The following is a 22,011-nucleotide window of genomic DNA, read 5'->3' on the forward strand; positions in this document are numbered from 1 at the left end:
CATTGTTCCGGAAGTACCTCGGGGGAGCCGCGCAGCGGCGGGGGCAGCGCCCCTAAACCCGCTTCCCCCGGATCACGGTGCGATGCTCGACAATGTCGTATCCATGCTCTGCCGCGATCTGCCGCCGCAGCGCAGCCAATGCGTCGCTCTGAATCTCGATCACCTCGCCTGTGTCCACATCCACCAAATGATCGTGCTGGATGCGCGGCGCCATTTCGAACCGCGCGGGCTCGCCCCCGAAGGATAGACGATGCACCAGCCCAGCCGCCTCCAGCGCCCCCAATGTTCTGTAGATCGTCGCGGTCGAAACGGTCTCGTCTGCACTGCGCACACGGGCCAGCAGGTCCTCTGCAACCGGGTGATCCTCTGCCTCTTCCAACGCAGCAAGAATCGCCAGCCGCTGCTGCGTCACGCGCAATCCGGCTTCGCGCAACAGGCGGGCAGGGCGGTCGGTGGGATCATCCATGTCTCTGCCTACCGCGCCCGCGTTTGCATGTAAATGAGAATGAGTTGCATTTCCATTGAACCGCGCCGCGCCGCATCCTATGTCCTGTGCAGAAGGAGACCCCGATGCACCGCCTGATCCTTGCCACCGTCCTGTCCACCCTCGCCACATCGGCTATCGCACAGGACAAGCTGAAGGTCGTGACCACCTTCACGGTCCTCGCAGATATGGCGCAGAACGTGGCGGGAGACGCGGCAGAGGTCGTGTCGATCACCAAGCCCGGTGCGGAGATCCACGGCTATTCCCCGACCCCGCGCGATATTGTCGGCGCGCAGGACGCTGATCTTATCCTGTGGAATGGTCTCAATCTGGAAATCTGGTTCGAACAGTTCCTGTCGAACTTGCGCGACGTGCCCTCCGCCACCCTGTCCGACGGGATCGACCCGATTCCGATCGCAGAGGGCAGCTATGAAGGGCAATCCAATCCGCATGCGTGGATGGGCCTCGATAACGCGCTGATCTACGTCGACAATATCGCCGCGGCGCTTTCCGACACCGATCCGGCGAATGCCGAGACATATTCGGCCAACGCCGCCGCCTACAAAGCGCAAATCGAAGACACCATCGCTCCCCTGCGTCAGCAAATCGCCGATCTACCGGGCGAGAACTGGCTGGTCACCTGCGAGGGCGCCTTCAGCTATCTTGCGCGCGACTTCGGACTGAACGAGCTATACCTCTGGCCCATGAACGCTGACCAGACGGGCACGCCCCAGCAGGTGCGCGCGGTCATCGACGGCGTGCGCGAGCATGACGTGCCGGCGGTCTTCTGTGAATCCACCGTGAACACATCCCCCGCCGAACAGGTCGCCCGAGAGACGGGCGCGACCTACGGCGGGGTGCTCTACGTCGACTCCCTGTCGCAGCCCGAAGGCCCGGTGCCCAGCTACCTCGACCTGCTGCGCGTCACATCGCAAACGATTGCGGACGGTCTCACGCAATGACCTCACCGGGGCTCGAGGTGCGCGATCTGACGGTGACCTACCGCAACGGTCACACCGCGCTGAACGACGCCAGCTTCGAGATCCCACGCGGCACGATCACCGCACTCGTAGGCGTCAATGGCGCGGGCAAGTCCACGCTGTTCAAGGCGATCATGGGCTTCGTCCCCGCGGCGCGCGGCGACATCCGGGTGCTGGGCCGCACCGTCCGGGAGGCGCTGAAATCCAACACCATCGCCTACGTCCCGCAGGCGGAAGAAGTCGATTGGACCTTTCCCGTCTTGGTCGAAGACGTGGTGATGATGGGGCGCTACGGGCACATGGGCTTCCTGCGCCGCGCCTCTGCCGCCGACCACGCCGCCGTCGATACCGCGCTGGATCGCGTGAACATGGCCGACTTCCGTTACCGCCAGATCGGAGAGCTGTCCGGCGGCCAACGCAAGCGCGTGTTCCTCGCACGCGCTCTGGCGCAGGACGGTCAGGTGATTCTGCTGGACGAGCCGTTCACCGGCGTCGACGTGCAGACCGAAGAGCAGATCACGACGCTCCTACGAGAGTTGCGAGACGAGGGGCGCGTGATGCTCGTCTCGACCCACAACCTCGGGTCCGTGCCCGAGTTCTGCGACCGCACCGTTCTGGTCAAAGGCACCGTCCTTGCTCACGGCCCGACGGAAACGACGTTCACGCGTGCCAACCTCGAACAGGCCTTCGGCGGCGTCCTGCGCCACTTCACCCTTGGCGGCCCGGACCTGCATGACGATCACCACGACGACGAGCGCGAGATCTCTATCTTCACGGATGACGAGCGCCCGCTCGTCCACTACGGCGACAAGGCCCACAAACTGGGCACGCGCGAATGACCCTTCTTTGTTTTCCCAAATACTCATCCGCACCCTCTAGCCGCAGACCATCCGCATGATCCTTCTGGAACCCTTCACCTACGGCTACATGACCGATGCCATGTGGGTGTCGGCCACGGTCGGCGGTCTCTGCGCCTTCCTGTCGTGCTTTTTGATGCTGAAAGGGTGGAGCCTGATCGGCGACGCCCTGTCCCACTCTGTCGTGCCCGGCGTGGCGGGCGCCTACATCCTGGGTCTTCCCTTCGCGCTGGGCGCCTTCCTTGCCGGGGGTCTGGCGGCGGGGGCGATGTTGGTGCTGTCGGATCGGTCCGGGCTGAAGGTCGATGTGGTGATCGGCATCATCTTCACATCGTTCTTCGGGCTGGGCTTGTTCATGGCATCGATCAGCCCCGTGTCGGTGGACCTGCAAGCCATCACCATGGGCAATATCCTTGCCATCACGCCCGAAGACACTCTGCAACTGGCGATCATCGGGGGCGTGTCGCTGACCGTGCTACTTCTGAAGTGGAAGGACCTGATGGTGACCTTCTTTGATGAAAACCACGCCCGTTCCATCGGCCTGCCGACACAAGCCCTGAAGGCGACGTTCTTCGTGTTGCTCTCCGCCGCCGTCGTCGCCGCGATGCAGACGGTGGGCGCGTTCCTTGTGATCGCCATGGTCGTCACACCCGGCGCCACCGCCTATCTGCTGGCTGACCGTTTCCCGCGACTTATCGCTGTGGCCGTGGCGATCGGGGCAGGGACCGGCTTTTTCGGGGCCTACGCCAGCTACTTTCTCGATGGGGCCACGGGCGGCGTGATCGTCACGCTGCAAACGGTGATCTTCCTGCTCACCTTCATCTTCGCACCAAAGCACGGGCGGTTGGCCGCGCGGGCCAAGGGACGGGCGGCGCTGCAATGATCGAGACCGTCCTGCTGCCGTTCCAGTTCCCCTTCATGCAGAACGCCTTTCTGATCGGCCTTCTGGTGGCGGTGCCCACGGCCCTGCTGTCCTGCTTTCTGGTTTTGAAGGGCTGGGCGCTGATGGGCGATGCGGTGAGCCACGCGGTTCTTCCGGGCATCGTTCTGGCCTGGATCACCGGCCTGCCGCTGATCCTTGGGGCCTTCGCCGCCGGAATGGGCTGCGCGGTGCTGACCGGCTACCTGTCCGACAATTCGCGCGTCAAGCAGGACACCGTCATGGGGATCGTCTTCTCGGGCATGTTCGCGGTGGGGATCATCCTCTACACCTCTATCGACACGAACCAGCACCTTGATCACATCCTCTTCGGCAACATGCTGGGCGTCGGCCCTGCTGACCTTGTGACTGCCGCCGGGATCGGCATCCCCGTCGCTGCGATCCTGCTGCTGAAGTGGCGCGATCTTCTGCTGTTCAGCTTCGATCCCGCGCAGGCACAGGCCAGCGGTTTGCGCACCGGTTGGCTGCACTATGGCCTGCTGTCGATCCTGTCGCTGACCATCGTGGCGACGCTGACCGCCACCGGTCTGATCCTGGCCATCGGTTTGCTGATCGCCCCCGGAGCCATCGCCTTCCTGCTGACCCGGCGTTTCGCGCAGATGCTGATCGTTGCCACCGCCGTCTGCATCATCGCCATGGCGCTTGGCACCTACGCCAGCTTCTGGATCGACAGCGCGCCCGCGCCGACGATCATTCTGGTGCTGACGGCGATCTTCTGCGTGGCTTTGGCGCGCCGCCTTATCAGTCAAAGCCGACGCACGACGGCGCAACCCGTGTCCGATCCGTCGTAAATCCGTTGCCGCCCCCCGGCAGGGCATGGCATGGCTGCGCACAAACGTGATGGCCCGCGCCTGGACAGCACTGGCGCATTCATCGACTTATACAGCCTAGGACTTTTGCCATGACCGATAGCATGACCAGCGCCAAGATCATCGACGGGAAGGCCTTTGCCGCGACCATCCGCGCGCGCGTGTCCGACCACGTCACCCGCCTGCGCGAAGAGCACGACCTGACCCCCGGTCTGGCCGTCGTTCTAGTCGGAGAGGACCCCGCCAGCCAAGTCTACGTGCGCATGAAGGGCAAGCAAACGCTTGAAGTCGGGATGGCCAGTTTCGAACATCGGCTGGACGCCAGCACATCGCAGGAAGACCTTCTGGCGCTGGTGCATCAACTGAACGCCGACCCGAAGGTTCACGGCATCCTCGTGCAGCTTCCACTGCCGGACCACGTGGATTCCAACACCGTCATCAACGCCATTGCGCCCGAAAAAGACGTGGACGGGTTCCATATCTCCAACGCGGGACTGCTCGCGACGGGGCAGAACGCGATGGTGCCCTGCACGCCGCTGGGCTCTCTGATGATGCTGCGCGATCAGCTTGGGTCGCTGTCTGGCTTGGATGCCGTCGTGGTGGGCCGCTCGAACATCGTCGGCAAGCCCATGGCGCAGCTGCTTCTGGGCGAAAGCTGTACAGTGACGATTGCCCATTCCCGAACGAAGAATCTGGCAGAGGTCGTACGCCGCGCCGACATCGTCGTGGCCGCGGTGGGCCGCCGCAAGATGATCCCCGGCGATTGGATCAAGCCGGGCGCCACCGTCATCGACGTGGGCATCAACCGCATTCCGAACGGCGACAAGACCCGCCTTGTCGGTGACGTCGATTTCGACAGCGCAGTTCAGGTCGCGGGGGCGATTACGCCCGTGCCCGGCGGTGTCGGCCCCATGACCATCGCCTGCCTGCTGGCCAACACCGTGACGGCCTGCTGCCGCATCCATGGCCTGCGCCCGCCCGAAGGTCTGACCGCCTGATACCGGAGACGAGACATGAACGAGATGCCCCCCTCTCTGACCGGCCCGCGCCGATCCGTCGCCAAGACAAAGGGCCGCCCGCTGAATGATAACGCGGTTGCCGAAGTGCAGGCCCTGATCGGCAGCGACCTGAAGCGCGACATGCTGATCGAGTATCTTCATGCGATTCAGGACTCGCACGGCCATATCTCCGCCGCGCATCTTCGGGCGCTCGCGCATCTGATGGGCATCGGGCAGGCAGAGGTCTATGAGGTCGCGTCATTCTACGACCATTTCGATCTGGTGAAAGAGGGGGAGACACCGCCCCCCGCGCTGACCATCCGCATCTGTGACGGCATCGCCTGCATGATGGCCGGTGCCGAGAAGCTGATCGAAGAGATGCGCGCAGGCACCGACCCTTCCGATATCCGCATCGAACGCGCGCCCTGCATGGGTGGCTGCGACGTGGCCCCCGCAGCGCGGGTGGGCGACCGCGAGGTCGGGCTGGCCGATGCGCAAAAACTGCAGATGCTGGTCGCGACCGGCGACACCAAGACCTTGATTCCAAATTATATCGATCTTCCGGCCTACCGCGAGAAAGATGGATATCTGCAAATCCAGCGTCTGCGCGATGGTGAGTTGACCATCGAACAGGTGATCGACGAGTTGCAGGACAGCTGCCTGAAAGGCCTTGGTGGCGCGGGCTTCGTGACAGGAAAGAAATGGGAGCTTGTCCGCAAGAACCCCGGTCCGCGCCTGATGACGATCAACGCCGACGAGGGCGAGCCCGGTACCTTCAAGGACCGCTACCACATGGAGCGGAACCCCCACGCGATGCTGGAAGGCGCGTTGATCGGGGCGCACTGCGTCGAAGCCGAACGCATCTACCTGTACATGCGCGCCGAATACCCCGCCGCGATCGAGATCATGCGCCGCGAGATCGCTGCCATCGAAGAGGCGGGCATCGTCCAGAAAGGCTTCATCGAAATGCGTCGCGGGGCAGGCGCCTACATCTGCGGCGAGGAATCCGCGATGGTCGAAAGCATCGAAGGCAAGCGCGGCCTGCCGCGTCTGCGCCCTCCGGTCATCGGGCAGGTCGGCCTGTTCGGGAGACCGACGCTGAACAACAATGTCGAAACGCTATATTGGGTGCCGCAAATCCTGGGCAAAGGGATCGAGTGGTTCCGCGACAAGGGCAAGCCGGACCACCCCGGCCAGCGGTCCTGGTCCGTTTCCGGCCGCGTCAAACGCCCCGGCATCGTGCAGGCCCCCGCCGGATCGACCGCGCACGAGCTGATCGAAGCTTGCGGTGGCATGGCCGAGGGGCACGAGTTCAAGGCCTATCTTCCCGGCGGCGCATCCGGCGGAATCCTGCCCGCATCGAAGGGCGATGTGCCGCTCGATTTCGGGGGTGAGCTAGCTGATCTTGGCGCTTTCGTCGGCAGCCACGCCGTCGTCATCTTCAGCCAAACCGACAACATGAAGGACGTCGCTCTGAATCTGATCGACTTTTTCACCCACGAATCCTGCGGTCAGTGCACTCCCTGTCGCGGCGGGACCGAAAAGCTGGCGCAATTGCTGCGCCGCGACAGCTTGGACGAAGATGCGATCGGCGATCTGGAAGACGTCATGCGCGACGCCTCGATCTGCGGTCTGGGGCAGGCGGCCCCGAATCCGGTGCGCCACCTGCTGACCTATTTCCGGGAGGATCTGTGATGAGTGATGACGTGAAGATCACCCTAGACGGCATTGAAATCGAAGCGAAATCGGACGAGACGATCTGGCAGGTCGCCAAGCGGGCGGGCACCACGATCCCGCACCTGTGCTGGCGCGACGAGCCGGGCTACCGCGCCGATGGCAACTGCCGCTCTTGCATGGTCGAGGTAGACGGAGAGGGCAAACTCGCCGCCTCCTGCCATCGGAAAGTGACAGACGGCATGGTGGTGAAGACCGCGTCCGAGCGCGCCACCAAGGCCCGCGCCATGGTGTTCGAGATGCTCGGCGCAGACATGGCCGACCCGGCCTCCAGCGCCGACGGCGATGCGCCGTTCTGGGAATGGTCGCGCACGATGGGGATCGCAGACCGTGTATCCGGGGACCGTTTGCCTTCAAAGTTCGGGACGCATGAGCAGCCGGAGCACGACGCGACGAACCCGGCCATCGCGGTGAACCTGTCAGCCTGCATCGCCTGCAACCTATGCGTTCGCGCCTGCCGCGAAGTGCAGGTGAACGACGTGATGGGCATGGCGGACCGCGGTCATCACACGATCCCGGTCTTCGACCAGCACGACCCCATGGGCCACTCCACCTGCGTGACCTGTGGCGAATGCGTCCAAGCCTGCCCCACGGGTGCGCTGATGGAAAAGACCCTGCTGGACGACGCCAACCGCACCCGCGCCGTGCCCGAACAGGCCATCGAGACCATCAACAGCGTCTGCCCCTACTGCGGTGTCGGTTGCCAGACAGAAGTTTCGGTCGCCGATGGTAAGATCGTGCGCGTCGACGGTGCCGATGGCCCCGCGAACGAGAACCGGCTCTGCGTGAAGGGTCGGTTCGGCTACGACTACGCAATGTCACCCAAGCGGCTGACCACACCGCTGATCCGCCGCGACGACGCGCCGAAGGTGGACGCGCCGGACTTCAGCGGCGACTGGCGAGAGGTGTTCCGAGAAGCCACGTGGGACGAGGCGATGGAGCGCGCCGCCACGGGCCTGACCACTGCGCGGGACACCCACGGCGGCGGGTCCATCGCGGGGTTCGGGTCGGCCAAGGGATCGAACGAGGAAGCGTACCTGTTCCAGAAACTGATCCGCGCTGGTTTCGGCACGAACAACGTCGATCACTGCACGCGACTGTGTCACGCGTCATCCGTCGCCGCCCTGTTGGAAGGCGTCGGATCGGGTGCTGTCAGCGCACCCTTCATGGATGCGCACAAGGCAAATTGCGTCATCATCATCGGCGCGCGGCCCACTGTGAACCACCCCGTCGCCGCCACCTATTTCAAGCGCGCCGCCAAACGCGGCACGAAGATCGTCGTCATCGACCCGCGCGGTCAGGATATGATGACCCACGCGGAACATTCCTTGCGCTTCACCCCCGGCACGGATGTGGCGCTTCTGAACGCCATGCTGCATGTGATTGTTGAAGAAAACCTTTACGATCAGCAGTATATTCAGGCCCATGTGTCCGAGTTCGACGCGCTGAAGGCCAAGGTGGCTGACTTTTCGCCTGAAGCGATGGCCGAGACCTGCGGGATCGATGCGAAGACCATCCGCGACGTAGCCCGGCTGTATGCAAGCTCGGAACGGTCGATGATCTTCTGGGGCATGGGCATCAGCCAGCATGTCCACGGCACCGACAACTCGCGCGGGCTAATCGCCTTGGCGCTGATCACCGGTCACATCGGGCGCGAGGGGACCGGCTTGCACCCGTTACGGGGACAGAATAACGTGCAGGGCGCCTCTGACGCTGGCCTGATCCCCGCCAGCTATCCCGATTACGCGCAGGTCGATAATCCTGACGCCCGCGCGAAGTTCGAAGATGCCTGGGGCCGATCGCTCGATCCCGAAAAGGGCCTGACGGTGGTAGAGGTCGTGGACGCCATCCACGATGGTGACGTGCGCGCGATGTATGTGATGGGTGAAAATCCCGCCATGTCGGACCCTGACCAGAACCACGCCCGTGCAGCCTTCGCCAAGCTCGATCACCTTGTGGTGCAGGACATTTTCCTGACCGAAACCGCTTGGTTCGCCGATGTCATCCTGCCCGCCAGCGCGCACGCCGAAAAGCGCGGAACCTTCACCAATACCAACCGTCAGGTTCAGATGGGCCGCCCCGCGATCCAGCTGCCGGGACAGGCGCGACAGGATCTGGAGATCATCATCGATCTTGGCCAGCGCTGCGGAATGAACTGGGCTTACGATGGTCCGGCAGAGGTCTATGCCGAGATGGCAGGTCTGATGCCCTCGCTCGATGGGATCAGCTGGGACATGATCGAGACGCAGAACAGCGTGACCTATCCGCTGAAGGGCGACAGCCAGGAATGGGTGATCTTCAAGGACGGTTTCCCGACCCAGGACGGCCGCGCCAAGCTGGTGCCTGTCGATCTGCTGCCGCCGGACGAGCGCCCGGATGCGGACTACCCGCTCGTTTTGACGACCGGCCGCCTGCTGGAGCATTGGCACACCGGCGCGATGACCCGGAACGCGGATGTTCTGGACGCGCTGGAGCCGGAAGGCATCGCCGCGATGAACAAGCGAACAATGGAAGCGATGGGGCTGACAGCGGGACAGGTGGTCACGGTGGAAACCCGTCGTGGCACGGTTTCGGCAGTTCTGCGCATGGACCGAGAGGTCGCGGACGACATGGTGTTCATGCCGTTCTGCTTCGTGGAGTCGGCGGCGAACATGCTGACGAACCCGCAACTGGATCCCTACGGCAAGATCCCCGAGTTCAAGTTCTGCGCGGCGCGCGTTTCGGTGCCGGTCGCGGCAGAGTAGGGGCTAGAACAACAGCGCGACGATCAGCGGGCACAGGATCGCGGTCGTCAGCGCGCCCAATCCCATGCCGATGCCAGCGAAGGTGCCCGCGGTCGAGTTGACGCGGAAGGCATGCGCCGTGCCGATCCCGTGCGCCGCCAGCCCGACCGCGAAGCCGCGCGCGCGCCAGTCGGTGAAACCCAAGGCGTTCAGCATCGGAGTCGCGATTACCGCGCCGGAAATACCGGTGAGGACCACCAGAACCGCCGTCAAAGATGGCAGCGCGCCGATCTGTTCGGCGACGCCCAGCGCCACGGGGGCCGTCGCGGATTTGGGTGCGACGGACAGAAGTGTCTCGCCTCTGACGCCCAAAGCCCAAGCGACCCCCAGTGCCGAAAGAATGGCCGTCGTGGTGCCAGCCAGGACCGCGAGCACCATCGGCAGCACCGCGCGGCGCAGCTTTTGCGCGTTCTCGAACAGGGGAAGGGCCAATGCTACGGTCGCGGGGCCAAGCATGAAGTGAACGAACTGCGCGCCCTCGAAATAGCGGGCGTAGGGAATATCAGTCGCGACCAGCACGGCACCGACTAAAATGACGGCGATCAGAACCGGGTTCGCCAACGGATGTTTCGCCCATCCTGCGATCCGATCCGCGATCAGATAGGCCACGAGCGTCAGAGTCAGCCACAGCAAAGGCTCTTGCGCGAGGTAGGACCAAAGCGATGCGGCGTCAGTCATCGTCGGCGCCCGTGAGTTTTGCGACGGCGCGGAACACGACGACCGCGACAAGGATCGACGCGGCAGTGCTGACGATTAGCGCGACCATCAAGGCGGGGCCTTGCCGACCGAACGTGTCCAGATGCGCGACGACGCCGACGCCTGCGGGCACGAACAGTAGCGACAGATGGGACAGTAGCGCGTGCGCCGTGTCCTCGACCATCGCGCGCAGGGGCGACCAGACCATCAGGGCGACGAACAGGAACGTCAGACCTAGAACCGGGCCCGGCAACGGCAGGCCAGTGCCCCGAGCCAAGCTTTCCCCGGCCAGTTGGAACACCAACAGAATGGCGATAGCGCGAATCATGGCAGGCGCTTCAATCCGTAGTCCTCGAATGCAGCGAGCGTTTCGTCGATCTCCGCGCGGCTTAGGATATGCGCTGCGTCACCGACCAACAGGTACGCCTTCGCCAAGGCCTCCAACTCCTCCATCCGCCATAGCGCGCGGGGCAGGCTCTCGCCCGTAACGACCGCGCCATGGTTCGCCATCAGGCAGCCTTGCCGGCCCTCCATCGCCGCGACGACCGCGTCCGAGAGCGCAGGCGTGCCAAACAAGGCATACTCCGCAACCCGCACATCATCCCCGCCGAAGGCCGCGATCATGTAGGTGCATGCCGGAATCGGCTTGCGGGTCATCGCCTGTGCGGTGGCATGCGTCGGGTGGGCATGAACGACCGCGTGAACGCCCGGTTTCGCGTGGTAGAGCGCACGGTGGAAATGCCACTCTGTCGATGGTTTATGCGGCCCCGAAGCGGTGCCGTCTTGTAGCTTGATCGTCGCGACCATTTCGGGGCGCATCTGGTCGTATGCGATCCCGGACGGCGTGATGAGCATCGTGTCGTCGACCCGAACCGAGACATTGCCCGAACTGCCGTGGTTCAAGCCCTTCATCGCCATCGAAAGACATGCGTCGATCACGGCCTGTCGAACGGCTGTCGTGTCCTTATATGGCGGCGTCATGCGAACACGTCAGCGTAGGTTGCCCGCAATGCGGCCTTCTGAACCTTCCCCATCGTGTTGCGCGGCAGTTCATCGATGACGATGTAGTGTTTCGGCCGCTTATAGTCCGCCAGCGACTCTGCCGCTGCTGCGCGCACAGCATCCAGATCCAACGCCTCCCGATAGGAAAGCACCGCCACGACGCCTTCCCCAAAGTCCGTATGCGGCACGCCGATCACAGCGCTTTCCACGACGCCCGGCAGCCTATCCAGAACGTCTTCGACCTCCTTCGGATAAACATTGTACCCGCCAGAGATGACCAAATCCTTACCGCGCCCGACGATCGTGACATATCCATCAGAGTCGATAGTCCCCAAGTCGCCGGTGATGAACCAGCCGTCCGGGCGCAGCTCTTCCGCGGTCTTCTCGGGCATCTGCCAATAGCCCTTGAAAACATGCGGTCCACGCACTTCGATGGTGCCGATCTTGCCCTTTTCGACGGGGGCATCTCCATCCATCACGCGCAGCTCTGTACCGGGCAGCGGATGGCCTACGGTGCCCGCCCGCCGCTCGCCTTCGTATGGGTTGGATGTGTTCATCCCGGTTTCCGTCATCCCGTATCGCTCAAGAATTCGGTGACCGGTGCGATCTTCGAACCGGACGTGCGTTTCCGCTAGAAGCGGCGCAGAGCCGGAGATGAAAAGGCGCATGTGCGCGGCGGTGTCTATTCCAAAGCGCTCGTCCGCCAGAAGGCGGGTGTAGAAGGTCGGCACGCCCATCATCGTCGTCGCGTCTGGAAGCGCGCCTAGAACAGCTTCCAGATCGAACTTCGGAAGGAAGATCAGGCTGTTGCCGGACAGAAGTGATGTGTTGATGGCAACGAACAGGCCATGGGCATGGAAGATGGGCAGCGCGTGCAACAGCACGTCGTCGGACGTGATCTGCCAAGTTTCGACTAGCGCCTGCGCGTTAGACAGCAGATTGCCGTGCGTCAGCATCGCGCCCTTGGACCGTCCCGTCGTGCCGGACGTGTATAGAAAGGCTGCCAAATCACCCGTTTCGCGCGGTCGTGGCGCCGGTATACCATTGGCAACGTGATCCGGCATTGCCTCTGTGAAGCTGCCTTTCCCAGCCGCGTCCAATGTCAAAAGCGGTGCGCCGAGTGCGTTGGTATCAGATGCGCGCGCGGGATCGACGATGACCATCGACGGCGCGGCGTCAGAGATGAAGTAGGCCATCTCCGGTGGGGTGTAGGCGGTGTTGAGGGGCACGAAGACAACGCCGCGCGCGATGCAGGCGGCGTAGATCGCCAAGGCGTCCAGCGATTTCTCGACCTGCAGGACCAGCCGGTCGCCCATCTTCAGCCCGTGCGAGTCCAGAACGGCGGCGGCGCGCGCAGAAAGTTGCAGGAAGTCCGCGTAGTTGAGTTTGCGTCCGTCGGGTTCGGACGCGAACGGCGCAGTGCTGCCGCGATGCGGCGCGAAAAGGGCGTCGAAGAGCGGGTTGGTCATCAAGGCGGCTCTGGTTTGCTGAATATTTGGGCGAAGTGCCCGGCGCATGCTGGATCAGCTTAGGCCAGTCTGTCCCGAAGCGTAAGACGCCTTGCCCTTGATGGTAGGCGATGGCTTGATGCCTCCATGCTGGACGCCCAACCTTCATCGTTGCAACCCCGCGCCTTTGGGTCCGTACGCGTTCACGTGGGCACGCGCGGTCTAGCTGGATTGCGTCAGTCTGGTGCGATGAAGCTGCTGTTCCCGCGTCGCGCCACGACCGAGGCTGTGATGGTCAACACCGCGGGCGGGATCACCGGGGGTGATCGCTTCGATATCGAGGCGCATGTCGATGCCGAGACCGCTCTGACGCTCACAACGCAGGCCTGTGAGCGAGCGTATGCGGCGCAGCCTGGCCCCGCTGGAGTATTATCGGTGCGGCTTCGCGTGGACGGAACGCTGAACTGGCTGCCGCAGGAAACGTTATTGTTCGATAAGTGCAATTTTGCGCGTGTTATGACAGTTGATCTGGCTCCGAATGCACGGTTTCTGCTAGGCGAGTCGATTTGCTTCGGACGGCTTGCGCGTGGCGAACGGCTGCTGGATGCCCGCTTTCGGGATCGGGTAGTGATCCGGCGCGCGGGGCATCTGATTTATCGGGACGGTGTCGATCTTTCTGGCAACGTGAATGCCATTCTCGACCGGCCTGCGGTGGCCAACGGGGCGCGGGCGATGGCGTCCGTGGTGCTGGCAGCACCGGGGGCGGGGGCAGTTGTCCAAAACCTGCGGGCTATGCTGCCCGATCGCGCTGGCGCCTCGACGCTTGGCCCCGATCTTCTGGTTCTGCGCCTTCTGGCCCCAGATGGGTTCGACTTGCGCAAGACGCTGATTCCGGTTCTGAAATATCTGGCGGGACAGGATCTTCCCGCTGTCTGGAGGCTCTGACATGCAACTGACACCCCGCGAAAAGGACAAGCTGCTGGTTGCACTGGCGGCCATCGTCGCGCGCAAACGGCTGGAGCGTGGCGTCAAGCTGAACCACCCCGAGGCCATCGCCCTCATAACCGATGCGGTCGTCGAAGGTGCGCGCGACGGACGTTCCGTCGCCGACATGATGGAAGCCGGCGCAGAGGTTGTGACCCGCGAGATGTGCATGGAGGGCCTGCCCGAAATGATCCACGACGTTCAAGTCGAAGCGACCTTTCCCGATGGTACCAAGCTGGTGACCGTCCATAATCCGATCCGATAGGAGACACCCATGCGCACCATGTTCTTCCTGCTGCTCGCCAGTCCCGCCGCCGCCCATACCGGCGCGCACCTACATCCGCACGATGGCGGCTCCTGGGTTGCCGCCGTCATCGCCCTGTGCGCGACCGGGGTGGCCGCGATGCTGGCTTTTGGGCGCAACCGATGATCCCCGGAGAGTTGATGCCAGCGGCGGGCGAGATCACGTTGAATGCCGACGCCGAGGCTGTGATTCTGATGGTGGCGAATACGGGCGACCGGCCGGTTCAAATTGGGAGCCACTATCACTTTGCCGAGGCCAATCCGGCGCTGGACTTCGACCGGGATGCTGCGCGGGGCAAGCGGCTGGATATCGCTGCCGGCACGGCCGTTCGGTTCGAGCCAGGCCAGCGGCGAGAGGTCTCGCTTATCCCCTTTGGCGGGGCGCGGCGGGTCGTCGGCTTTCGCGGCGATGTCATGGGCGCGCTTTAACGGAACATTCACCCCGTTCGTCTATTGTGCATCTGCAGCAAGTTGATGCTGCGCCTGCAAGGATGCCTGCGATGAACGGATACATGACGACCTCTTTCGCCTTTTGGCGCATGATGACAGAGGCGCAGACCGTGATCGCCTATCGGACATTCGGGATGATGGGCCTTTGGGCGGTTTCTCCGTCCGAAAACGATCGAATGGTTTCCGAAAAGATGCCTGCCTTCCTGGCGGCCTCTCAAGCGGCGACGATGGCAGCTATGACGGGAAAGTCGCCGGACAAGATCGCGGCGGCTTGGCTGCGCCCCATCGGCGGCAAGACGCGCGCCAATCAAAAGCGTCTATCGAAGATGCGCTAGGCTTTTGCCTCAAATTTGGGCGCCACCCCGCAGGAAAGGCCTCAAACTCTTGTGACCTGCGGCCCCGCGCTCTTTCATGGCGACGAAGCACCCGAGGATCGCCATGCCCGCCACCATCACACGCCGCGACTATGCCGAGATGTTCGGCCCCACCACCGGCGACCGCGTTCGTCTTGCCGACACCGATCTGGTGATAGAAGTCGAACGCGACTTCACCACCTACGGCGAAGAGGTGAAGTTCGGCGGCGGCAAGGTCATCCGCGATGGGATGGGGCAATCGCAAGCGACTCGAGCCGAGGGGGCGGTCGATACCGTCATCACCAACGCGCTGATCGTGGATCATTGGGGGATCGTGAAAGCTGACGTTGGCCTGCGCGATGGCCGGATCGCCAAGATCGGCAAGGCGGGCAACCCGGATACGCAGTCCGGCGTGGATATCATCGTCGGGCCGGGGACAGAAGTGATCGCCGCCGAGGGCCGCATCCTGACGGCGGGCGGTTTCGACAGCCACATTCACTGGATTTGCCCTCAGCAGATAGATGACGCGTTGCACTCCGGCGTGACCACGATGCTTGGCGGCGGCACGGGTCCGGCGCATGGGACGCTCGCCACGACCGCGACGCCGGGGCCGTGGCACATAGGGCGGATGCTGCTGGCGATGGATCAGGTGCCGATGAATGTTGCGCTATCCGGGAAGGGTAATGCGTCCATGCCCGGCCCGTTGCGCGAGCAGGTGAGTGCGGGAGCCGCCGCGTTGAAACTGCACGAAGACTGGGGCACGACGCCCGCCGCCATCGACTGCTGCCTGAGGGTCGCAGATGAAATGGACGTGCAGGTGATGATCCACACCGACACGCTGAACGAGAGCGGCTTTGTCGAGTCGACCATCGACGCCATCGGTGACCGCACGATCCATGCGTTTCACACCGAAGGCGCGGGCGGCGGCCATGCGCCGGACATCATCCGCATGTGCGGGCTGCCAAACGTGATCCCATCGTCAACCAACCCCACGCGGCCTTTCACGGTGAACACGCTGGAAGAGCATCTGGATATGCTGATGGTCTGCCATCATCTATCGAAGTCGATCCCGGAGGACATCGCCTTCGCCGAATCCCGCATTCGTCGTGAGACCATCGCCGCCGAAGATATCCTGCACGACATGGGCGCGTTCTCGATCATTGCCTCCGACTCCCAAGCCATGGGTCGGGTGGGTGAGGTTCTGATCCGCACGTGGCAAACTGCCGACAAGATGAAGAAGCAGCGCGGGCGGTTGGCCGAGGAAACAGGCGACAACGACAACCTGCGCGTTCGCCGCTACATCGCCAAATACACGATCAATCCCGCGATCGCGCATGGGATATCCAAACACATCGGGTCGATCGAGGAAGGCAAACGCGCCGATCTGTGCCTGTGGAACCCGGCGTTTTTCGGCGTGAAGCCTGAAATGGTGCTGCTGGGCGGCATGATCGCAGTTGCGCAGATGGGTGATCCGAATGCCTCTATCCCCACGCCGCAACCAGTCTATTCGCGGCCGATGTTCGGCGCGATGGGACAAGCGGTCGAACGCTCTGCCGTCACATTCGTGTCGGGTGCCGGGGTCGAAAACGCGCAGGCGCTGGGTCTGCGCAAAGAGATCGCCGCGGTGCAGAACACCCGTGGGATCGGCAAGCACGATATGGTTCTGAACGACGCGCTGCCGGTGGTCGAGGTGAACCCCGAAACCTACGAAGTCAGGGCGGATGGGGAACTTCTGACCTGCGAACCGGCGGAGGTTTTGCCGATGGCCCAGCGTTATTTCCTGTTTTGAGAGGGTTGCAGATTATGCAAGGCGGGGTTCCGGTGATGTCTGTAGTGCTGCGATGCAGCGAAGCTTACCTTCCGTGTCAAGGGAAGAGACCAGACACCCAAAGGACACGACATGGCTTCGATTTCAGACTTCTTTCACACCCCGCAACGCGGCTCTGGCGTGCGTCGCTTTTTCACCGGCTTGGGCAATGGCATGGCCGCCTACATGGAGCGCAATGCCCGAACCGATCAAATTCGATTCTACCAACAGATGAGCGACGCGGATCTTGCCGCCCGTGGCATGCAGCGCGAAGATATCGTGCGCCACGTCTATCGCGACCGTTTCTTCCTGTAACGCAGGGATGCCCGGCATGACCGGGCCGGTGCCGCGCGCGACGCGGATCGTTCAAGGGACCGGCGCAGACAGCGTAACGCTGGACTACGCCGGTCGCTTCTTGCGCCGCAAACGACTTGTGAGTGACGGCGGGCGGGCGTTCGTGGTGGACCTGCCGCACACGGTCTCGCTGGATGACGGTGACGCCTTTGCGCTCGAAAACGACACGCTAATCGCGGTGCGCTGCGCCGAAGAGGCGTTGCTTCGTATTTCGGGTGATCTGGCTCGCGCCGCGTGGCACATCGGCAATCGCCATGCGCCATGCCAGATGACCAGCGATCACCTGTTGATCCAACGCGATCCGATCATCGAAGATATGCTGACGCGGCTGGGCTTGACGGTCGCGCACGTCACCGCTCCGTTCCGACCAGAGCGCGGGGCCTACGGGCACGGTCGCACCCACGGTCACGACCATTCCCACGCTCACAGCCACGACCATACCCATGGATGATGTCCTGACACTGGCGCAGTGGCTGTCGCCCGCCTATCCGGTCGGCGCGTTCGCCTACGCGCACGGGTTGGAACAGGCGGTCGCGGATGGTTTTGTCTCCGACGCCGCGACTTTGGAAGCTTGGCTGCGCGACGTGCTCGAACACGGCGGTGGCTGGTCCGATGCCGTTCTGTTGGCCGCCGCGTGGCGCGGGGATGCGCAGGCCTACGAAGTCGCACGCGCATTCGCATCCGGCGAGGGCCGCTTGATCGAAACGCTGGAGCAGGGCACCGCCTTCGCCCGCGTCACCGGCGCGGTCTGGGGCACGGATGATGCGCAGCTACCGATGCCGGTCGCCCTAGGCCAAGCGGCGGCAGCACGGGCGATCCCGCTCGATCTGACGCTGGCGATGTATCTGCAATCCATGCTGACGAACCTGGTCTCAGCTGCCCAGCGCCTTGCGCCCGTCGGCCAAACAGAGGCGCAGGGCATCGTGCGGCGACTTACATCGGTGGCCCGCGACGTGGCCGAACGCGCTGAGGACAGCACGCTAGAGGATCTGTCCTCTGTCGCGTGGCTTTCCGATATCGCCGCGATGCGCCATGAGATGAAATCGGTAAAGGTCTTTCGCACATGAGCACCAATGGCCCCCTGCGCATAGGCATCGGCGGACCCGTCGGTGCGGGCAAGACGACGCTGACCGCCGGATTGGCCCGCCACTGGCATCCCGCGCGCTCGATTGCCGTCATCACCAACGATATCTACACACAGGAAGACGCCGAGGCGCTGATGCGGATGCAGGTGTTGCCGGGCGATCGCGTAGAGGGCGTGCAGACGGGTGGCTGCCCGCACACCGCGATCCGTGAAGATGCCTCGATCAACCTGGCCGCTGTGGACCGGATGAGCCGCGCGCATCCGGATTTGGAGGCCGTGCTGATCGAATCCGGCGGCGACAACCTGTCGGCTACCTTCAGTCCTGAACTGGCGGATGTGACCGTCTATGTGATCGACGTGGCCGCCGGAGAGGAAATCCCGCGCAAGGGTGGCCCGGCGATCACCCGGTCGGACATTCTGGTCATCAACAAGACCGACCTGGCGCCCCACGTCGGCGCCTCGCTAGAGGTCATGGCCCGCGACGCCGCCCGGATGCGCGGCGACCTGCCGGTGATCTTCGCGCAGCTCAAGCACCGTGAGGGTGTCGCACAGGTGGCCGCGCTGCTGGAGGAGCTGGGCGGCCTCTGACCTTGCGTCGCTGGTGGACAGTCGCGCCGGGATAACGCAGCATCGGCCCATGTCAGACGCATCTCATTTCCACGTCCGCAATGCCGGGACTGCCTTCGATCCCGCCATGTGGGAGGGCGTGTCGGTCAATCGATCCGCCGCCGAACGCCGCGCCGCTGATTTCGGCACGCGCCGCTCGGTAAAGAAGCTGCACCAGGCCGCTTGGCTGGTGAACGCGATCCGGTTGACCGACCTGACGACATTGGCGGGCGACGACACGGCGGCGCGGGTGCGAAGGCTGTGCGCCAAGGCGCGCCAACCGCTGTCGCCGCAGGTGATCGACGCGCTGGGCTTGGGCGATATGGATCTGCGCACAGGGGCCGTTTGCGTCTACCCCACGATGGTGCCGCACGCGGTGGCGGCGCTCGACGGCTCCGGTATCCCGGTCGCGTCGGTCGCGACGGGCTTCCCCGCAGGCCTTATGCCCTTGCATCTGCGACTGGCCGAAATCGAATGGGCCGTCGAGCAAGGTGCCACGGAAATCGACATCGTGATCACCCGCGAACACGCGCTGACCGGCAATTGGCAGGCCCTGTATGATGAGGTGAAGGCCATGCGCGCGGCCTGCGGTGACGCGCATCTGAAAGCGATCCTCGCGACCGGAGAGTTGGGGCGGCTAACGAATGTCTACGCCGCGTCGATGGTCGCGATGCAGGCAGGCGCGGACTTCATCAAGACCTCGACCGGCAAGGAATCGGTGAATGCAACACTTCCGGTGTCGCTGACCATGGTGCGGGCGCTGCGCGACTATGGTGCGGCCACCGGCGCGCGGGTCGGTTTCAAACCAGCGGGTGGGATCAGCACTGCGAAAGCCTGCATCCAGTGGCAGGTTCTGATGAAGGAAGAGCTTGGCCGCGACTGGCTGGAGCCGGATCTGTTCCGCTTTGGTGCCTCCTCGCTATTGGGTGACATCGAACGCCAGCTCGACCACCACCTGACCGGGCGCTACGCCGCCGCCCACCGCCATGCCACGTCGTGAGGGGCACATGCAGATTTCGGATATTCTAGCCACCATGGACTATGGAACCGCCCCCGAGGACAGCACGATCGCCGTGAACTGGCTGGCCGGTCATGCGGACGGGTTTGGCCATTTCATCGACGGTGCGTTCACCGCGCCGGATGCGCTGTTCGAGGTGTCGAACCCCGCAACGGGCAAGGTGATCGCGCAGGTCTCGCAGGGCACGCAGGCCGATGTGGACAAGGCCGTCGCTGCTGCGCGCAAGGCGCAGAAAGGCTGGGCCGCGCTGTCGGGGCACGAGCGCGCGCGTCACCTTTTTGCGCTGGCCCGCCACGTCCAGCAGCACGCGCGACTGCTGGCGGTGCTGGAAACGATGGACAACGGCAAACCCATCCGCGAAAGCCGCGACATCGACGTGCCGCTGGTCGCGCGGCATTTCTATCACCACGCGGGCTGGGCCGAACTGGCCGAGGATGAGTTGCCGGGCACCCAACCTTGGGGTGTCTGCGGGCAGGTCATCCCGTGGAATTTCCCGCTTTTGATGCTGGCCTGGAAGGTCGCGCCTGCCTTGGCAGCGGGGAACACGGTGGTGCTGAAGCCTGCCGAATACACCCCGCTGACCGCGCTGGCCTTCGCCGAAATCGCCGCCGAATGCGGGTTGCCGAAGGGCGTATTGAACATCGTCACCGGCGATGGCGACACCGGGGCCGCGCTGGTCGGGCATGAGAGCGTGGACAAGGTGGCCTTCACCGGCTCGACCGAGGTAGGAAAGACCATCCGTCGCCAGACCGCGGGGTCCGGCAAGGGGCTGACGCTGGAGCTGGGCGGCAAGTCGCCCTTCATGGTGTTCGAGGACGCCGATCTGGACGCCGCCGTCGAAGGCGTCGTCGATGCCATCTGGTTCAACCAGGGGCAGGTCTGCTGTGCAGGCGCGCGCGTGCTCGTGGCAGAGGCGGTGCATGACCGCTTCGTTGCGCTTTTGCAGGCGCGGATGGAAAAGCTGGTCGTCGGTGATCCACTGGACAAGAACACTGATATGGGCGCCATCGTGCATCCGTCGCAGCTGGATCGTATCCGCGCGTTGATGGCGCAGGGCGAGGCAGAGAATGTACGATATGTGCAAGGAACTGCGCCCGAGGGGTGCTTCTACCCCCCGACGATTGCCTTGGATGTGCAACCGGCGAGCGTTCTGTCCATAGAAGAGATCTTTGGCCCCGTCGTCACCATCACGCCGTTCCGCACACCCGACGATGGCGTCGCGCTGGCGAACAACACCCGCTACGGGCTGGCGGCCTCTGTCTGGTCCGAAAACGTGAACCTGACGATGGATTTGGCGTCCCAGATCAAGGCCGGGATCGTCTGGATCAACTGCACGAACGTGTTCGACGCGGGCGCGGGCTTCGGTGGCTACCGCGAAAGCGGGTTCGGTCGGGAAGGCGGGCGCGAGGGGATGATGGCCTATCGGCGCACGCCCGCGCGCAGCGGCAAAGCCAGCAACCTGCCGCAGATCGACGCGACACCGGGCGAGGCTTCGGGTGCCGCCATCGACCGCACCGCCAAGTTGTATATCGGTGGCAAACAGGCGCGGCCCGACAGCGGCTACGTGTATCAAGTGCCCGGCGGGCTGGCCGGTTTGGGCAACCGCAAGGACATCCGCAACGCGGTGGAAGCGGCCTCGAAAGCCAGCGGATGGGGCGGTGCTACGGGCCATAACCGCGCGCAGGTGCTGTATTATCTGGGTGAGAACCTGTCGGCCCGCTCGGATGAGTTCGCCGCGCGCCTTCAGAAATCCGGCACGTCCAAGAAGGCCGCCGAGGCAGAGGTTCAGACCGCCATCCGGCGCTGCTTCTGGTATGCCGCTCAGGCCGACAAGTTCGACGGCGCGGTCCACGCCACCAAGCCGGCCCATGTGACGCTGGCCATGCATGAGCCGCTTGGCGTCATGGGGCTGGTCTGCCCGACGGATGCGCCTTTGGCTGGCCTGATCTCGATGGTGTTGCCTGCCATTGCGATGGGCAATCGCGTTGTCGCGGTCGCGTCGCAGGTCGCACCCTTGGCCGCGACGGACTTCTATCAGGTGTTGGAAACCAGCGATGTGCCGGGCGGCGTGGTGAATATCGTGACAGGCCCGCGTGATGAATTGGCGAAGACGCTGGCGGGCCATGATGGGGTCGACGGCATGTGGTACGTCGGCGGCGCCAGCGCGATGGTAGAGTCTGAGAGCGCGGGCAACCTGAAACAGACGTGGATCGAGGGTGACGGCGCGCGTGACTGGGCCGGGCCGGAGGGGCAGGGACGTGACTTCCTGCACCGCGCAACGCAGGTGAAGAACATCTGGGCGCCCTACGGCGCTTAGCGGT

24 protein-coding genes are annotated in these 22,011 nt (G+C 63.9%); 19 read left to right on the plus strand and 5 right to left on the minus strand.

The genetic code is table 11. From position 1 onward, the window contains the following. Positions 1-52: 52 nt before the first annotated feature. Positions 53-466: a Fur family transcriptional regulator gene (locus FIU81_RS04880; RefSeq protein ID WP_124112375.1), complete on the minus strand. Its 414-nt coding sequence runs from the start codon at positions 464-466 to the stop codon at positions 53-55. A gap of 104 nt (positions 467-570) precedes the next feature. Between FIU81_RS04880 and FIU81_RS04885 the strand changes: the two genes are divergently transcribed. From FIU81_RS04885 to fdhF, 7 genes are all read left to right on the plus strand, one after another. Beyond that, positions 571-1,446: a metal ABC transporter substrate-binding protein gene (locus FIU81_RS04885; RefSeq protein ID WP_124112376.1), complete on the plus strand. Its 876-nt coding sequence runs from the start codon at positions 571-573 to the stop codon at positions 1,444-1,446. Beyond that, a complete protein-coding gene (locus FIU81_RS04890) occupies positions 1,443-2,303 on the plus strand; it encodes a manganese/iron ABC transporter ATP-binding protein (RefSeq protein WP_124112377.1) in 861 nt (286 codons plus the stop codon). Before FIU81_RS04885 ends, FIU81_RS04890 begins: the two co-directional genes overlap by 4 nt. A 55-nt stretch (positions 2,304-2,358) precedes the next feature. After that, positions 2,359-3,204, plus strand: coding sequence for a metal ABC transporter permease (locus tag FIU81_RS04895; RefSeq protein WP_124112378.1), 846 nt, complete (start codon positions 2,359-2,361; stop codon positions 3,202-3,204). Then, a complete protein-coding gene (locus FIU81_RS04900; RefSeq protein ID WP_124112379.1) occupies positions 3,201-4,052 on the plus strand; it encodes a metal ABC transporter permease in 852 nt (283 codons plus the stop codon). The genes FIU81_RS04895 and FIU81_RS04900 overlap by 4 nt, the downstream gene beginning before the upstream one ends. Positions 4,053-4,174: 122 nt before the next feature. Next, entirely contained in the window at positions 4,175-5,068 is an 894-nt protein-coding gene (gene folD / locus FIU81_RS04905; RefSeq protein ID WP_124112472.1) for a bifunctional methylenetetrahydrofolate dehydrogenase/methenyltetrahydrofolate cyclohydrolase FolD, read from the plus strand. A gap of 15 nt (positions 5,069-5,083) precedes the next feature. Continuing rightward, the gene (locus FIU81_RS04910) at positions 5,084-6,763 is read left to right on the plus strand and encodes an NAD(P)H-dependent oxidoreductase subunit E (protein WP_124112380.1); all 1,680 of its coding nucleotides are present in this window, start codon (positions 5,084-5,086) and stop codon (positions 6,761-6,763) included. After that, positions 6,763-9,546 (plus strand): formate dehydrogenase subunit alpha, encoded by a 2,784-nt coding sequence (gene fdhF, locus FIU81_RS04915; RefSeq protein WP_124112381.1) that lies wholly within the window; start codon positions 6,763-6,765, stop codon positions 9,544-9,546. The genes FIU81_RS04910 and fdhF overlap by 1 nt, the downstream gene beginning before the upstream one ends. Positions 9,547-9,549: 3 nt before the next feature. Here fdhF and FIU81_RS04920 read toward each other — a convergent pair whose 3' ends face one another. The 4 genes from FIU81_RS04920 to FIU81_RS04935 are packed head-to-tail and all read right to left on the minus strand — an operon-like array spanning position 9,550 to position 12,752. After that, positions 9,550-10,263: an LrgB family protein gene (locus FIU81_RS04920; RefSeq protein WP_124112382.1), complete on the minus strand. Its 714-nt coding sequence runs from the start codon at positions 10,261-10,263 to the stop codon at positions 9,550-9,552. Continuing rightward, the gene (locus tag FIU81_RS04925; protein ID WP_124112383.1) at positions 10,256-10,609 is read right to left on the minus strand and encodes a CidA/LrgA family protein; all 354 of its coding nucleotides are present in this window, start codon (positions 10,607-10,609) and stop codon (positions 10,256-10,258) included. The genes FIU81_RS04920 and FIU81_RS04925 overlap by 8 nt, the downstream gene beginning before the upstream one ends. Beyond that, complete coding sequence (locus tag FIU81_RS04930) at positions 10,606-11,262, minus strand: class II aldolase/adducin family protein (protein WP_124112384.1); 657 nt, start codon at positions 11,260-11,262, stop codon at positions 10,606-10,608. The genes FIU81_RS04925 and FIU81_RS04930 overlap by 4 nt, the downstream gene beginning before the upstream one ends. Then, positions 11,259-12,752: a malonate--CoA ligase gene (locus tag FIU81_RS04935; protein ID WP_124112385.1), complete on the minus strand. Its 1,494-nt coding sequence runs from the start codon at positions 12,750-12,752 to the stop codon at positions 11,259-11,261. The genes FIU81_RS04930 and FIU81_RS04935 overlap by 4 nt, the downstream gene beginning before the upstream one ends. Before the next feature lie 126 nt (positions 12,753-12,878). Between FIU81_RS04935 and FIU81_RS04940 the strand changes: the two genes are divergently transcribed. The 12 genes from FIU81_RS04940 (at position 12,879) to FIU81_RS04990 (ending at position 22,007) form a co-directional block, all read left to right on the plus strand. Beyond that, entirely contained in the window at positions 12,879-13,676 is a 798-nt protein-coding gene (locus FIU81_RS04940; RefSeq protein WP_124112386.1) for an urease accessory protein UreD, read from the plus strand. A gap of 1 nt (position 13,677) precedes the next feature. Continuing rightward, positions 13,678-13,980, plus strand: coding sequence for an urease subunit gamma (locus tag FIU81_RS04945; protein WP_124112387.1), 303 nt, complete (start codon positions 13,678-13,680; stop codon positions 13,978-13,980). 9 nt (positions 13,981-13,989) lie between these two features. Beyond that, on the plus strand, positions 13,990-14,145 hold the full coding sequence (locus FIU81_RS16660; protein WP_172971400.1) for a hypothetical protein: 156 nt from the start codon (positions 13,990-13,992) through the stop codon (positions 14,143-14,145). Beyond that, on the plus strand, positions 14,142-14,447 hold the full coding sequence (locus FIU81_RS04950) for an urease subunit beta (protein WP_124112388.1): 306 nt from the start codon (positions 14,142-14,144) through the stop codon (positions 14,445-14,447). Before FIU81_RS16660 ends, FIU81_RS04950 begins: the two co-directional genes overlap by 4 nt. A gap of 71 nt (positions 14,448-14,518) precedes the next feature. Beyond that, on the plus strand, positions 14,519-14,803 hold the full coding sequence (locus FIU81_RS04955) for an antifreeze protein (protein WP_254696002.1): 285 nt from the start codon (positions 14,519-14,521) through the stop codon (positions 14,801-14,803). A 103-nt stretch (positions 14,804-14,906) separates the two neighbouring features. Continuing rightward, positions 14,907-16,610 carry an urease subunit alpha gene (ureC, locus tag FIU81_RS04960; RefSeq protein WP_124112390.1) on the plus strand — a complete coding sequence of 568 codons (1,704 nt, stop codon included), beginning with the start codon at positions 14,907-14,909 and terminating at the stop codon, positions 16,608-16,610. Between the two features lie 111 nt (positions 16,611-16,721). After that, positions 16,722-16,943 carry a DUF1127 domain-containing protein gene (locus FIU81_RS04965; protein ID WP_124112391.1) on the plus strand — a complete coding sequence of 74 codons (222 nt, stop codon included), beginning with the start codon at positions 16,722-16,724 and terminating at the stop codon, positions 16,941-16,943. Between the two features lie 16 nt (positions 16,944-16,959). Then, positions 16,960-17,433: an urease accessory protein UreE gene (locus tag FIU81_RS04970; RefSeq protein ID WP_124112392.1), complete on the plus strand. Its 474-nt coding sequence runs from the start codon at positions 16,960-16,962 to the stop codon at positions 17,431-17,433. Continuing rightward, the gene (locus tag FIU81_RS04975; RefSeq protein WP_124112393.1) at positions 17,426-18,049 is read left to right on the plus strand and encodes an urease accessory protein UreF; all 624 of its coding nucleotides are present in this window, start codon (positions 17,426-17,428) and stop codon (positions 18,047-18,049) included. Before FIU81_RS04970 ends, FIU81_RS04975 begins: the two co-directional genes overlap by 8 nt. Beyond that, complete coding sequence (gene ureG, locus FIU81_RS04980) at positions 18,046-18,654, plus strand: urease accessory protein UreG (protein ID WP_124112394.1); 609 nt, start codon at positions 18,046-18,048, stop codon at positions 18,652-18,654. Before FIU81_RS04975 ends, ureG begins: the two co-directional genes overlap by 4 nt. Before the next feature lie 49 nt (positions 18,655-18,703). Continuing rightward, positions 18,704-19,672, plus strand: coding sequence for a deoxyribose-phosphate aldolase (gene deoC / locus FIU81_RS04985; RefSeq protein ID WP_124112395.1), 969 nt, complete (start codon positions 18,704-18,706; stop codon positions 19,670-19,672). A gap of 7 nt (positions 19,673-19,679) precedes the next feature. Further along, on the plus strand, positions 19,680-22,007 hold the full coding sequence (locus FIU81_RS04990) for an aldehyde dehydrogenase family protein (protein WP_216644288.1): 2,328 nt from the start codon (positions 19,680-19,682) through the stop codon (positions 22,005-22,007). Positions 22,008-22,011: the final 4 nt, after the last annotated feature.

This window comes from Palleronia sp. THAF1, from assembly GCF_009363795.1.
Taxonomy (GTDB): domain Bacteria; phylum Pseudomonadota; class Alphaproteobacteria; order Rhodobacterales; family Rhodobacteraceae; genus Palleronia.